Raw genomic sequence first — 13,155 nt, 5'->3', positions numbered from 1 at the left:
GGGACGCAGAGCCATGAAGGCCCCACTGTCCTGGATCCTTGACCACGTCGACGTCCCCGCCGGGACGACGACCGACGACATCACCCACCGCCTGACCCTCACCGGCCTCAAGCTCGAGGCGATCGAGAGCCCCGGCCGCGACATCACCGGCCCGCTCGTGGTCGGTCGCGTGCTCACCATGGAGCCGGAGCCGCAGAAGAACGGCAAGACCATCAACTGGTGCACCGTCGACGTCGGTGACGCCAACGGCACCGGCGAGCCGCAGGGCATCGTCTGCGGCGCGCACAACTTCGCGCCGGGCGACCTCGTCGTCACCGTGCTCCCCGGTGGCGTGCTGCCCGGCGGATTCGAGATCAGCGCCCGCAAGACCTACGGCCACGTCTCTGCCGGCATGATCTGCTCGGCCCGCGAGCTCGGGCTCGGCGAGGACCACGACGGCATCATCGTGCTGCCCGAGGGTGCCGGCGCGCCGGGCCAGGACGTCCGGCCGCTGCTCGGGCTCGACGAGGAGACCATCGAGTTCGAGATCAACCCCGACCGCGCGTACGCCCTCTCGATCCGCGGGATCGCCCGCGAGGTGCTGGTCTCGGTCGAGGGGGCGAGCGGCTTCCGCGACCCCGCCGACCGCGACACCCCAGCGGCGAACGGCGACGGCCACCCGGTCGTCGTCGAGGACGCCGAGGGCTGCCCGGTCTTCGTCGCCCGCACGGTCACCGGGTTCGACCCCACGGCACCGACGCCGGACTTCATGGTCCGGCGGATCACCGCCGCCGGCATGCGACCCATCTCGCTCGCGGTCGACGTCACCAACTACGTGATGCTCGAGACCGGGCGCCCGATCCACGGCTACGACGCCGACAAGGTGCAGGGCGCGCTGGTCGTGCGCCGCGCGCGGCAGGGCGAGACCCTGACCACGCTCGACGGCACCAAGCGCACCCTCGACCCCGGAGACCTCGTCGTCACCGACGACTCCGGGATCATCGGCCTCGGCGGCGTGATGGGCGGCGAGACCACCGAGATGTCGGAGACCACCACGAGGGTGCTGGTCGAGGCCGCCCACTGGGACGCCGTCTCGATGTTCCGCACGGGTCGTCGCCACAAGATCACCTCCGAGGCCGGCAAGCGCAACGAGCGCGGTGTCGACCCCACCATCTGCGAGGCGGCCGCCGACAGGGTCGTCGAGCTCCTCGTCGAGCACGGCGGGGGACAGGCCGACCCCGGCGTCACCGTCGTCGGCACCCCGCCGGCGATGCCGACCATCGAGGTCCGCGGCGACCTCGCCGAGCGCGTGTCGGGGATGGAGATCCCCGAGGAGCGCGCGGTGGAGTGCCTGCGCGCCATCGGCTGCGAGGTCACCGGCTCGGGCACCCTGTCGGTGACCCCGCCGCCGTGGCGCCCCGACCTCACCGACGCGCAGGACTTCTCCGAGGAGGTCGTCCGGCTCGTCGGCTACGACCGCGTGCCGTCGGTGCTGCCGACGCCGCCCTCGGGTCGCGGTCTCACCCGCGCCCAGCAGCTGCGCCGACGGGTGGGTCGTACGCTCGCCGGCGACGGCTTCGTCGAGGTGGTGAGCTTCCCGTTCGTCGGCGACGCCGACCTCGACGCGCTCGGCCTCCCGGCCGACGACAGCCGGCGCGACCTGCTCCGCCTGACCAACCCGCTCAGCGCCGAGTCGCCGTTCATGACCACCACGCTGCTCCCGGGCGTGCTGCGCACGGCCGGCAAGAACGTCGGCCACGGCAACGCCGACCTGGCGATCTTCGAGACCGGCACGGTGACGCTCCCGCGGCACGCCGGCCCGGCGGCGATCCTGCCCGTCGACCGTCGGCCCACCGAGGAGGAGTTCGCCGCCCTCGACGCCGCGCTGCCCGCGCAGCCGCTCCACCTCGCGGTCGTCGCGTCGGGCGACGCGACGGCCGACGGCTGGTGGGGCGAGGCCCGACCGGTCACGTGGGCCGACGCGGTCGACGCCGTCCGCTCGGTCGCCGACGCGCTGGGCCTGGAGGTGACCACGGCCGCCGCGTCGCTGGCCCCCTGGCACCCGGGACGTTGCGCCGAGCTGTCGGTCGACGGCGAGGTCGTCGGCCACGCCGGCGAGGTGCACCCGAAGGTCTGCGCGGCGTTCGGCCTGCCGAAGCGCACCGTGGCGGCCGAGGTCGACCTCGACGCGCTGATCTCCCGTGCGGTCCACCTGCGGCCCGCGCCGGCGTTCTCGTCGTACCCCGTCGCGAAGGAGGACGTCGCGCTCGTCGTCGACGCGTCGGTGCCCGCCGCCGACGTCGAGGCGGCGCTGCGCGAGGGCGCCGGCGACCTGCTCGAGTCGATCCGGCTCTTCGACGTCTTCACCGGCACGCAGGTCGGCGACGGCAAGAAGTCGCTCGCCTACGCCCTGCGCTTCCGCGCACCCGACCGGACCCTCAAGGAGGGCGAGGCGGCGGCGGCTCGCGACGCCGCGGTGGCCCTGGCCGCCGAGCGCACCGGGGCCGTCCAGCGGTGACCGTCGACGGTGGAGCGCCCGGCCCGACCTAGCGGCCCTGCGCTCCACCGTCGGGCTCAGTTGATCGGCGAGCCCACGATCGCCCGGAAGCGAGCCAGGACCTGCGGGTCACCGGCCACGGCGATCCCGGTGTCGTCGCTGCGGTCCCACAGCCACAGGTCGAGCGCGGCGGCGGTGCCGTCGACGACGACGTCGGGGTCCACGTCCGGGTCGTCCGGGGCCTCGACGACGTGGACGTCCTCCTCGTCGGCGTAGGAGCGTCCGCTGTCGGGGTCGGTGCCCGAGAACGCGCCGAAGCGCACCCAGAACGCGTCGCCGGTGTCGGTGACGTCCACCCGCACCAGCTCCTCGCCCGGCTCCCACGTGCCCCAGGCCGGCATCCCGCCGTACATGACGTCGAGGCACTCGTGCACCCCGTCGGCGGCCAGCGGTGCGTCGACCTCGCTGCCGACGCCGGCCGCCTGCTCGGCGTCGACCCGGTGCACGAGCGCCTCGTGGGCCTGGCGCCTCAGGATGAAGCCCACGGTGTGGTCGTCGGACCAGTTCCAGGCCTCCTCCGCCGGGTCCGCGCCCTCCAGGGCGGCAAGCAGGTCGGCCGACCACGCGTCGAACGCGGCGAGCAGGTCCTCGTGGGACTCGGGGCGCGTCGGCTCGACCTCCTCGGGCCGGGCCGGCCGCGCGGCGACCACCTCGCCCCACCACCGCTGGACGGTGGCGAGGTGCCACAGCAGGTCGGCGGCGGACCAGTCGGGGCACGCCGGCACCCGCGCCTCGGGATCGCAGGAGGCGAGGACGTCGCGGAACCGCGCGGACTCGGCGCCGAGGGCGGACAGGTAGGCATCGGGTGCGAGACGGGTCATCCGAGCACCGTAGGCGAGGAGGGCGACCGACGGCGCGCGGTTTCCGACCCGGTTCGCACAACCATGCAGGCATCTGTATAATCATGCATATGTCCGCATCAGTCGCCGTCGCCGGAGCCAGTGGGTACGCCGGGGGCGAGGTCCTCCGCCTGCTCCTCGGCCACCCGGGGGTGGAGGTCGGCGCCGTGACCGCCGGCAGCAACGCCGGCGAGCGCCTCGGCGCGCTGCAGCCGCACCTGCTGCCGCTCGCCGACCGGGTGCTCGCCGACACCACTGTGGAGACCCTCGCGGGGCACGACGTGGTGTTCCTCGGCCTGCCGCACGGCCAGTCGGCCGCGATCGCGCAGGCGCTCGGTGACGACACGGTCGTCATCGACTGCGGGGCCGACTTCCGGCTCACCGACCCGCAGGAGTGGGAGGCGTTCTACGGCGGTGAGCACGCCGGCTCCTGGCCCTACGGCCTGCCCGAGCTTCCCGGCCAGCGCGACCTGCTGCGGGGTGCCCGCCGGATCGCCGTGCCGGGCTGCTACCCGACGGTCTCCACGCTCGCGATCGTCCCCGCGCTCGCCGCCGGCCTCGTCGAGCCCGACGTCACCGTGGTCGCCGCGTCCGGCACCAGCGGGGCGGGGAAGGCGGCCAAGCCGCACCTGCTCGGCAGCGAGGTGATGGGCAACGCGAGCGCCTACGGCGTCGGCGGCACCCACCGGCACACCCCCGAGATCGTCCAGAACCTCAGCGGCGTCACCGGCGCCGAGGTGAAGGTGGGCTTCACGCCGCTGCTCGTCCCGATGTCCCGCGGCATCCTGGCGACCGTCCAGGCCCCGCTGCGCGACGGCGTGTCCGCCGAGCAGGCGCGCGATGCCTACGTGGCGGCGTACGCCGACGAGCCGTTCGTCCACGTCCTGCCGGAGGGGCAGTGGCCCCAGACCCAGTCCGTGCTGGGGTCCAACGCCGTGCAGGTGCAGGTCGCGGTCGACGAGCGCGTACGACGACTGGTGGCGGTGGCCGTGGTCGACAACCTCGCCAAGGGCACCGCCGGCGCCGCCGTCCAGTGCATGAACCTCGCCCTGGGCCTCGACGAGGCCACCGGGCTCTCCACGATCGGACTCGCTCCCTGATGACTGTCACCCACCCCGCCGGCTTCACCGCCGCCGGCGTCGCCGCCGGACTCAAGTCCACCGGCGCCAAGGACCTCGCCCTGGTCGTCAACCAGGGCCCCACCTTCGACTCCGCCACGGTCTTCACCAGCAACCGCTGCAAGGCCAACCCGGTGCTCTGGAGCCAGGAGGTCGTCAAGGACGGCACGGTGCGCGCCGTCGTGCTCAACTCCGGCGGCGCCAACTGCTACACCGGGCCCGAGGGCTTCCAGACCACCCACGCGGTGGCCGAGAAGGTCGCGAGCGGGCTCGGCATCGGCGCGATCGACGTCGTCGTCTGCTCCACCGGCCTCATCGGCCTGGCCAACGACCGCGACGACCTGCTCGCGGGCGTCGAGGCCGCGACCGCGGCGCTGTCGGCCGAGGGTGGACCGGCCGCGGCCGAGGCGATCATGACCACCGACTCGGTCAGCAAGAACACCGTCGTCGAGGGGGCCGGCTGGTCCGTCGGCGGGATGGCGAAGGGCGCCGGCATGCTCGCGCCCCAGCTGGCCACGATGCTCGTCGTGCTGACCACCGACGCGGTGGTCCCCGCCGCCGAGCTCGACGCCGCGCTCCGGGCCGCCACCCGGGTGAGCTTCGACCGGCTCGACTCCGACGGCTGCATGTCGACCAACGACACCGTCACCGTGATGGCCAGCGGCGCCAGCGGGATCACGCCGACCCCGGAGGACTTCACCGCCGCCCTCACCCAGGCCTGCACCGACCTGGCGATGCAGCTGCTGAAGGACGCCGAGGGCGCCGACCACGAGATCGCGATCACCACCCTCCACGCCGCGACCGAGGACGAGGCCGTCGAGGTCAGCCGCAGCGTCGCACGCAGCAACCTGTTCAAGGCCGCGATCTTCGGCAACGACCCCAACTGGGGCCGCGTGCTGGCCTCCATCGGCACCACGCAGGCGAGCTTCGACCCCGCCGACCTCGACGTCGCCATGAACGGCGTCTGGGTCTGCCGGGAGTCGACCCCCGCCGAGGACCCCGCCTCCGTCGACCTCACCGGTCGCGAGGTCAGCGTGACCATCGACCTCAAGTCCGGCGACGCCCGCGCCACCGTCTGGACCAACGACCTCACCCACGCCTACGTCCACGAGAACAGCGCCTACAGCTCATGAACCAGACCCAGGACCAGCCCGACGACGCCACCGGCAGCACCGCGTCCGCCGTCGACCAGCACCCGCGCCGCCCCGACCCGGCCAAGGCCCGGACGCTCGCGGCCGCGCTGCCGTGGCTCAAGCGCTACCACGGCCAGACGATCGTGGTGAAGTACGGCGGCAACGCGATGACGGACGACGCGCTCAAGGTCGCCTTCGCGGAGGACATCGCGTTCCTCCGGTTCGCCGGCTTCAAGCCCGTCGTGGTCCATGGCGGCGGCCCGCAGATCTCGCGGATGCTCGACCGGCTCGGCATCGAGTCGGAGTTCCGCGGCGGACTGCGCGTCACGACGCCCGAGGCGATGGACGTCGTCCGGATGGTGCTCGTCGGCCAGGTCCAGCGCGAGCTCGTCGGGCTGATCAATCAGCACGGTGCCCTCGCCGTCGGCCTGTCGGGCGAGGACGCGGGCCTGTTCCGGGCGGTGGCGGCCAGCACCGTCGTCGACGGGGAGGAGGTCGACCTCGGCCTCGTCGGCGAGGTCGCCGAGGTCCGCCCCGAGGCGGTGCTCGACCTGATCGAAGCCGGCCGCGTGCCGGTCGTCAGCTCGGTCGCACCCGACGCACGCGGCCTGGTCCACAACGTCAACGCGGACACGGCCGCCGCTGCGCTGGCCGTGGCGCTGGGCGCCGAGAAGCTGATGGTCCTGACCGACGTCGAGGGCCTCTACCGCGACTACGACAACTCCGACGACCTGATCCAGGAGATCAGCCCGGAGGCGCTCGGGGAGATGCTGCCCGGCCTCGACGCGGGGATGATCCCCAAGATGCGCGCCTGCTACGAGGCGGTGGTCGGGGGAGTGCCGCGCGCCACCGTCGTCGACGGCCGCGAGCCGCACGCCGTGCTGCTGGAGATCTTCACCGACGAGGGCGTCGGCACCCAGGTGCTGCCCGGCGCCGCCACCAGGCTGCGCAAGCCCTACGCCGCGGAGGAGCAGTCGTGAGCGACGTCCAGGAGCGCTACGCCGGCGCCGTCATGAACACCTTCGGCCCGCCCGCGCTGGCGCTGGCCCGGGGGAGGGGCGCCCACGTCTGGGACACCGACGGCAAGGAGTACGTCGACCTGCTCGGCGGCATCGCCGTCAACGCCCTCGGTCATGCCCACCCCGCCCTCGTCGCGGCGGTGACCACCCAGCTCGAGACCCTCGGCCACGTCAGCAACTTCTTCGCCACCGAGCCCCAGGTGGCGCTCGCCGAGCGGCTCGTCGGGCTGCTCGGGTGGGGCGACGACGCCCGGGTGTTCTTCAGCAACTCCGGTGCCGAGGCCAACGAGGCCGCCCTCAAGCTGACCCGTCGCACGGGTCGGACCCGGGTCGTGGCGGCCGAGGGCTCGTTCCACGGCCGCACCATGGGCGCCCTCTCGCTGACCGCGAAGGCCGCCTACCGCGAGCCGTTCGAGCCGCTGCCCGGCGACGTCACCTTCGTCCCCTTCGACGACGTGGCCGCGCTCGAGGCGGCCGTCGACGAGACTGTCGCCGCCGTCGTCCTCGAGCCGATCCAGGGCGAGGCCGGGGTCGTCGTGCCCTCCTCCGGCTACCTCGAGGCGGCCGGACGGATCGCCCACGCCAGCGGCGCGCTGCTGTGGCTCGACGAGGTGCAGACCGGCATCGCCCGCACCGGTGCGTGGTTCGCCCATCAGCTGGTCGAGGGAGCCGAGCCTGACGTCGTCACCCTCGCCAAGGGCCTCGGTGGTGGCCTCCCCGTCGGCGCCACCGTCGCCCGGGGCGCGGCCGCGACCCTGCTGCAGCCCGGCAACCACGGCACCACGTTCGGCGGCAACCCCGTCGCCGCCGCCGCCGCGCTGGCCGTGCTGGACACCGTGGTGGCCGAGGGTCTGCTCGAGGCGTCGTACTCGCGCGGCGAGCAGCTCGCCCGGCTGCTCGGCGACCAGTCCGGCGTCGTCACCGTCACCGGCGCCGGCCTGATGCGCGGCGCCGAGCTCGACGGGCCGTACGCCACCCACGCCGTCGCCGCGGCACGCGACGCCGGCTTCATCCTCAACGCCACCGGCCCCACGCGGCTGCGCCTCGTCCCGCCGCTGGTCCTCACCGCCGAGGACGTCGACGCCTTCGGCGCCGCGCTCCCAGCGATCCTCGACACCGCCCGCACCGCCGCCGGACACCCGAAGACGGAGACCACGCCATGACCCGCCACTTCCTCCGCGACGACGACCTGTCGCCCGCCGAGCTGCTCGAGGTCCTCGACCTGGCCGACCGGATGAAGGCCGAGCCGTTCGCCCACCGGCCGCTCGCCGGGCCGCACACCGTCGCGCTCGTCTTCGACCGGCCGACCCTGCGCACGCAGGTGTCCTTCGCCGCCGGCATCGCCGAGCTCGGCGGCAACCCGATGACCGTCGACGGTGGGCTCGCCGCGATGGGGTCGCGCGAGGGCGTCGAGGACGTCGCGCGGATCCTGGGCCGCCAGGCCGCGGCGATCGTGTGGCGGACCGCCCACCAGAGCGACGTGGACACCATGGCCGCCCACGCAGGCGTCCCCGTCCTCAACGCGCTCACCGACGAGTTCCACCCGTGCCAGCTGCTCGCCGACCTCCAGACGGTCCGCGAGCACAAGGGCCGGCTCGCCGGGGTCCGGGCCGCCTTCGTGGGCGACGGCGCCTGCAACATGGGCAACTCGTGGGTCCTGGCCGGGGCGGCCGCCGGCCTGCACGTCGTCGTCGGGGCGCCCGCCGGCTTCGCCCCCGACCCCGACGTCGTGGCGCGGGCGCGCGAGATCGCCCAGGACACCGGGGGCTCGATCGACCTGACCACCGACCCCGCCGAGGCAGCCGCCGGTGCCGACGTCGTGATCACCGACTCGTGGGTGAGCATGGGCCGCGAGGAGGAGGCCGCCGAGCGGCTGCGGATCTTCCCGCCCTTCGGCGTCACCGACGAGCTCCTCGCCCACGCCGCCCCCGACGCGATCGTGCTGCACTGCCTGCCCGCCTACCGCGGCAAGGAGATCTCCGAGGAGGTTATCGAGGGCCCGCAGTCGGTCGTGTGGGACGAGGCGGAGAACCGCCGGCACGCGCAGAAGGCGGTGCTGACGTGGCTGCTGGAGCGCGGATGAGCGCCCTGACGCCCCTCACCAAGGGGGCTCGCCACCAGCGCATCGTCGACATCGTCACGACCCACCCGGTGCGGTCGCAGACCGAGCTCGCCGAACTGCTGGCCGACCATGGCGTCCGCGTCACCCAGGCCACCTTGAGCCGCGACCTCGTCGAGCTCGACGCGGTCAAGGTCCGCGGGACCGACGGCGCGCTCGTCTACGCCGTGCCCGGCGAGGGCGGCGACCGGTCCGCCCAGGCGCCGCGCGAGAGCGCTGCCGGCCGCGAGCGGCTCGCCCGGCTCTGCGCCGAGCTCCTGGTGAGTGCGGAGGCCAGCGCCAACCTGGTCGTCCTCCGCACCCCGCCCGGTGCCGCGCAGTTCCTGGCGAGCGCCTTCGACAAGGCCGACCTCGGCGACGTCCTCGGCACCATCGCCGGCGACGACACCCTCCTGGTCATCGGCCGTGACCCGCTCGGCGGCGACGCGCTCGTGCAGCGCTTCCTCGACCTCGCGAACGACCACGCCGCGACCACCCACCCCACCACCAGCACTGCAAAGGACACCCCGTGAGCAAGGTCCTCACCTCCCTCCCCACCGGCGAGCGCGTCGGCATCGCGTTCTCCGGCGGTCTCGACACCTCCGTCGCGGTCGCGTGGATGCGCGACAAGGGCGCCGTCCCCTGCACCTACACCGCCGACATCGGCCAGTACGACGAGCCCGACATCTCCGGCGTCCCGTCGCGCGCCCTGCAGTACGGCGCCGAGCTGGCCCGGGCGGTCGACTGCAAGACCCAGCTCGTCGAGGAGGGCCTCGCGGCCCTGGCCTGCGGTGCGTTCCACATCCGCTCCGGCGGCCGGGCGTACTTCAACACCACCCCGCTCGGCCGCGCGGTGACCGGCACCATGCTGGTCCGCGCGATGCACGAGGACGACGTCAACATCTGGGGCGACGGGTCCACCTTCAAGGGCAACGACATCGAGCGGTTCTACCGCTACGGCCTGCTCGCCAACCCGGACCTGCGCATCTACAAGCCCTGGCTCGACGCCGACTTCGTCACCGAGCTCGGCGGCCGGCACGAGATGAGTGCGTGGCTCACCGAGCACGGGCTGCCCTACCGCGACAGCCAGGAGAAGGCGTACTCCACCGACGCCAACATCTGGGGCGCCACCCACGAGGCCAAGACCCTCGAGCACCTCGACGTCTCGCTCGAGACCGTCGAGCCGATCATGGGCGTGAAGTTCTGGGACCCGTCGGTCGCGATCGAGACCGAGGACGTCACGATCCGCTTCGACCAGGGCCGCCCGGTGGCGATCAACGGCACCCGCTACGACGACCCGGTCGCGCTGGTCCACGAGGCCAACACCATCGGTGGGCGCCACGGGCTCGGCATGTCCGACCAGATCGAGAACCGGATCATCGAGGCCAAGTCGCGCGGCATCTACGAGGCCCCGGCGATGGCGCTGCTGTTCATCGCCTACGAGCGGCTGGTCAACGCGATCCACAACGAGGACACCGTCGCGCAGTACCACAACGAGGGCCGCAAGCTCGGCCGGCTGCTCTACGAGGGTCGCTGGCTCGACCCGCAGGCACTGATGATCCGCGAGTCGATCCAGCGGTGGATCGCCTCCCTCGTCACCGGCGAGGTGACCGTGCGGCTGCGCCGCGGCGAGGACTACACGATCCTGCGCACCGACGGCCCGGCGTTCTCCTACCACCCCGACAAGCTGTCGATGGAGCGCACCGAGAACGCGGCCTTCGGCCCGACCGACCGCATCGGCCAGCTGACCATGCGCAACCTCGACATCGCCGACTCCCGGGCCAAGCTGGAGCTCTACGCCTCCCAGCCGCTCGACCAGGGGCAGGTCCTCGTCGAGAACGGCACGCTCTACGGCGCCATCGAGGCGGGCGGCTTCGACCGGATCACCGGCAGCAGGTCGGGCGACGACGCGGACGGCGACGCCCTCGACGAGTCCGCCCTCGACAACGCCGCGATGGAGTTCGGCACCGACTGAGCCCCCGGACGCAGCGGCGCCCGAGGTCGAGGACCTCGGGCGCCGCTCCACGTCGCTCCCCGTGCGGGAGCCTCACTCCACGTCGTCGTCCACCCAGTCGAGGGTCTTGGTGACCGCCTTCTTCCAGTTGCGGTAGAGGCGCTCGCGCTCCTCCTCCGGCATCTGCGGGCTCCAGCGCTTGTCCTCGCCCCAGTTGTCGCGGATGTCGTCCTCGTTCTCCCAGTAGCCCACCGCCAGGCCCGCGGCGTACGCCGCCCCGAGCGCCGTCGTCTCGGCGACCTTGGGACGGACGACGTCGACGCCGAGGATGTCGGCCTGGAACTGCATGAGCGTCTCGTTGACGACCATGCCGCCGTCGACGCGCAGCTCGGTGAGGGGGACGCCCGAGTCGGCGTTCATCGCGTCCAGCACCTCGCGGGTCTGGAACGCGGTGGACTCCAGCACCGCGCGGGCGATGTGGTTGCGGTTCACGAAGCGGGTCAGGCCGACCAGCGCGCCGCGGGCGTCCGGGCGCCAGTGCGGTGCGAAGAGGCCGGAGAACGCCGGCACGAAGTAGGCGCCGCCGTTGTCCTCGACCTTCATCGCCAGCTCCTCGATCTCGGCCGCGGAGCCGATCATCCCGAGGTTGTCGCGGATCCACTGGACCAGCGACCCGGTGACCGCGATCGACCCCTCGAGGGCGTAGACCGTCTCCTTCTCGCCGATCTTGTAGCAGACCGTGGTCAGCAGCCCGTTCTCGCTCGGGACCTGCTCGGTGCCGGTGTTGAGCAGCATGAAGTTGCCGGTGCCGTAGGTGTTCTTGGCGGTGCCCTTCTCCAGGCACGCCTGGCCGAACGTCGCCGCCTGCTGGTCGCCGAGGATGCCGGCGATCGGCGTGCCGTTGAGGACGCCCGGCTTGCACTCGCCGTAGACCTCCGACGACGACTTGATCTCCGGGAGCATCGACATCGGGATGCCCATGTCGGAGGCGATCGACTCGTCCCAGGTCTGGTCCTCGAGGCGCATCAGCATGGTGCGGCTGGCGTTGGTCACGTCGGTGACGTGGACGCCGTCGTTCTCGGCACCGCCGGTGAGGTTCCACAGCACCCACGTGTCGGTGTTGCCGAAGATCAGGTCGCCGGCCTCCGCCTTCTCCCGGGCACCGTCGACGTTGTCGAGGATCCACGTCACCTTCGGACCCGAGAAGTACGTCGCCAGCGGCAGGCCGCAGATCGCCTTGTAGCGCTCGACGCCCTCGTCGCCGGCCAGCGCGTCGACGATCTTCTGGGTGCGGGTGTCCTGCCAGACGATGGCGTTGTAGACCGGCTGGCCGGTGTTCTTGTCCCACACGACCGCGGTCTCGCGCTGGTTGGTGATGCCGACCGCGGCGATGTTCTTGCTGTTCAGGTTGGCCTTGGCCAGCGCGCCACCGATGACCTTGCGGGTGTTCTCCCAGATCTCGATCGGGTCGTGCTCGACCCACCCGGCGCGCGGGAAGATCTGCTCGTGCTCGACCTGGTCGACCGCCACGACCGAGCCGGAGTGGTCGAAGATCATGGCGCGGGTGCTGGTGGTGCCCTGGTCGATGGACAGGACGTAGGTCGTGGGCATCGGTGCCTCCGTGTGGGTTCCGTGTGGGTGGGTGCTGGACGGGCGGACGGTGGGTCGGGGTGGCTCAGACGAAGCCGACGGCGTTGGCGGCCAGACCGCCGAGGACACCGCCGATCAGGGGTGCGACGACGGGCACCCAGGCGTAGTCCCAGCCGCTGCTGCCCTTGTCGGGGATCGGCAGCAGTGCGTGGACGATGCGCGGACCCAGGTCGCGGGCCGGGTTGATCGCGTAGCCGGTGGGGCCGCCCAGGCTGGCGCCGATCGCCACGACGAGCAGGGCGACGGCGAGCGGACCGACCTCGGTGGGCGTGCGCCCGAACGACAGGATCACGAAGACCAGCACGAACGTGCCGATCACCTCGGTGACGACGTTCCAGCCGTTCGATCGGATGGTCGGCATGGTGCTGAAGACACCGAGCTTGGAGCCCTGGTCGGCCTCCGGGTCGTCGAAGTGCTTCTTGTACGCCGCCCACGCGAGCGTCGCGCCGATCATCGCGCCGACCATCTGGCCGGCGAGGTAGGTCAGCACGTCGCCGACCGACAGACCGGAGTCGCCGCCCGCGACGATCCCGAAGGTGACCGCCGGGTTGAGGTGGGCCCCGGACTTGTAGGCGACGTAGACGCCGGAGTAGACGGCGAGGCCCCACCCGAAGTTGATCATCAGGGTGCCGCCGGCGTTGCCGCCGGTCCTGGGCAGCAGCACGTTGGCCACCACGCCGCAGCCGAGCAGGATGAGGATCGCGGTCCCCATCAGCTCGGGGAGGAAGATGTCGCTGATCACGCGTTGCCTCTCGTCGAGGGTCGGACGCCCGAGAACGTGACGTGAGCCACAGGCGCTGGGTCCCGG

Annotated in this window: 11 protein-coding genes; 8 read left to right on the top strand and 3 right to left on the bottom strand. The window is 72.7% G+C overall.

Annotated features, from left to right (window positions below):
• Positions 1-13 precede the first annotated feature (13 nt).
• Positions 14-2,497 carry a phenylalanine--tRNA ligase subunit beta gene (gene pheT, locus LN652_RS03390; protein ID WP_230443291.1) on the top strand — a complete coding sequence of 828 codons (2,484 nt, stop codon included), beginning with the start codon at positions 14-16 and terminating at the stop codon, positions 2,495-2,497.
• Positions 2,498-2,553: 56 nt separating this feature from the next.
• Here the strand turns inward: pheT and LN652_RS03385 are convergent, their stop codons facing one another.
• Positions 2,554-3,357: a maleylpyruvate isomerase family mycothiol-dependent enzyme gene (locus tag LN652_RS03385; RefSeq protein ID WP_230443290.1), complete on the bottom strand. Its 804-nt coding sequence runs from the start codon at positions 3,355-3,357 to the stop codon at positions 2,554-2,556.
• Between the two features lie 89 nt (positions 3,358-3,446).
• On the opposite strand from LN652_RS03385, the gene argC reads away from it, so the two are divergent.
• From argC to argG, 7 genes are read left to right on the top strand one after another with little or no spacing between them, the layout of a single operon-like run.
• Positions 3,447-4,475 carry an N-acetyl-gamma-glutamyl-phosphate reductase gene (gene argC, locus LN652_RS03380; protein WP_329958456.1) on the top strand — a complete coding sequence of 343 codons (1,029 nt, stop codon included), beginning with the start codon at positions 3,447-3,449 and terminating at the stop codon, positions 4,473-4,475.
• Entirely contained in the window at positions 4,475-5,626 is a 1,152-nt protein-coding gene (argJ, locus tag LN652_RS03375) for a bifunctional glutamate N-acetyltransferase/amino-acid acetyltransferase ArgJ (RefSeq protein WP_230443288.1), read from the top strand. The genes argC and argJ overlap by 1 nt, the downstream gene beginning before the upstream one ends.
• Entirely contained in the window at positions 5,623-6,606 is a 984-nt protein-coding gene (argB, locus tag LN652_RS03370; protein ID WP_230443287.1) for an acetylglutamate kinase, read from the top strand. Before argJ ends, argB begins: the two co-directional genes overlap by 4 nt.
• On the top strand, positions 6,603-7,808 hold the full coding sequence (locus tag LN652_RS03365; protein WP_230443286.1) for an acetylornithine transaminase: 1,206 nt from the start codon (positions 6,603-6,605) through the stop codon (positions 7,806-7,808). The genes argB and LN652_RS03365 overlap by 4 nt, the downstream gene beginning before the upstream one ends.
• Positions 7,805-8,728, top strand: a complete 924-nt coding sequence (gene argF, locus LN652_RS03360) for an ornithine carbamoyltransferase (RefSeq protein ID WP_230443285.1) — start codon at positions 7,805-7,807, stop codon at positions 8,726-8,728. The genes LN652_RS03365 and argF overlap by 4 nt, the downstream gene beginning before the upstream one ends.
• Complete coding sequence (locus LN652_RS03355; RefSeq protein WP_230443284.1) at positions 8,725-9,276, top strand: arginine repressor; 552 nt, start codon at positions 8,725-8,727, stop codon at positions 9,274-9,276. The genes argF and LN652_RS03355 overlap by 4 nt, the downstream gene beginning before the upstream one ends.
• Positions 9,273-10,718: an argininosuccinate synthase gene (gene argG / locus LN652_RS03350; protein ID WP_230443283.1), complete on the top strand. Its 1,446-nt coding sequence runs from the start codon at positions 9,273-9,275 to the stop codon at positions 10,716-10,718. Before LN652_RS03355 ends, argG begins: the two co-directional genes overlap by 4 nt.
• 72 nt (positions 10,719-10,790) lie before the next feature.
• Here the strand turns inward: argG and glpK are convergent, their stop codons facing one another.
• Both glpK and LN652_RS03340 read right to left on the bottom strand, forming a co-directional pair.
• Positions 10,791-12,308, bottom strand: a complete 1,518-nt coding sequence (glpK, locus tag LN652_RS03345; RefSeq protein WP_230443282.1) for a glycerol kinase GlpK — start codon at positions 12,306-12,308, stop codon at positions 10,791-10,793.
• A 64-nt stretch (positions 12,309-12,372) separates the two neighbouring features.
• The gene (locus LN652_RS03340) at positions 12,373-13,059 is read right to left on the bottom strand and encodes an MIP/aquaporin family protein (RefSeq protein ID WP_230444673.1); all 687 of its coding nucleotides are present in this window, start codon (positions 13,057-13,059) and stop codon (positions 12,373-12,375) included.
• Positions 13,060-13,155: the final 96 nt, after the last annotated feature.

Source organism: Nocardioides okcheonensis (assembly GCF_020991065.1).
Classification (GTDB): Bacteria; Actinomycetota; Actinomycetes; order Propionibacteriales; family Nocardioidaceae; genus Nocardioides; species Nocardioides okcheonensis.
This window is presented reverse-complemented; position numbering and strand designations above follow the sequence as displayed.

What these genes read in the sequence shown, in the direction of transcription:
- pheT (WP_230443291.1), top strand. Translation starts at nt 14, where the DNA reads ATGAAGGCCCCACTGTCCTGGATCCTTGACCACGTCGACGTCCCCGCC.
- glpK (WP_230443282.1), bottom strand. Translation starts at nt 12,308, where the DNA reads ATGCCCACGACCTACGTCCTGTCCATCGACCAGGGCACCACCAGCACC.
- LN652_RS03355 (WP_230443284.1), top strand. Translation starts at nt 8,725, where the DNA reads ATGAGCGCCCTGACGCCCCTCACCAAGGGGGCTCGCCACCAGCGCATC.
- LN652_RS03385 (WP_230443290.1), bottom strand. Translation starts at nt 3,357, where the DNA reads ATGACCCGTCTCGCACCCGATGCCTACCTGTCCGCCCTCGGCGCCGAG.
- argB (WP_230443287.1), top strand. Translation starts at nt 5,623, where the DNA reads ATGAACCAGACCCAGGACCAGCCCGACGACGCCACCGGCAGCACCGCG.
- LN652_RS03340 (WP_230444673.1), bottom strand. Translation starts at nt 13,059, where the DNA reads ATGGGGACCGCGATCCTCATCCTGCTCGGCTGCGGCGTGGTGGCCAAC.
- argC (WP_329958456.1), top strand. Translation starts at nt 3,447, where the DNA reads ATGTCCGCATCAGTCGCCGTCGCCGGAGCCAGTGGGTACGCCGGGGGC.
- argJ (WP_230443288.1), top strand. Translation starts at nt 4,475, where the DNA reads ATGACTGTCACCCACCCCGCCGGCTTCACCGCCGCCGGCGTCGCCGCC.
- argF (WP_230443285.1), top strand. Translation starts at nt 7,805, where the DNA reads ATGACCCGCCACTTCCTCCGCGACGACGACCTGTCGCCCGCCGAGCTG.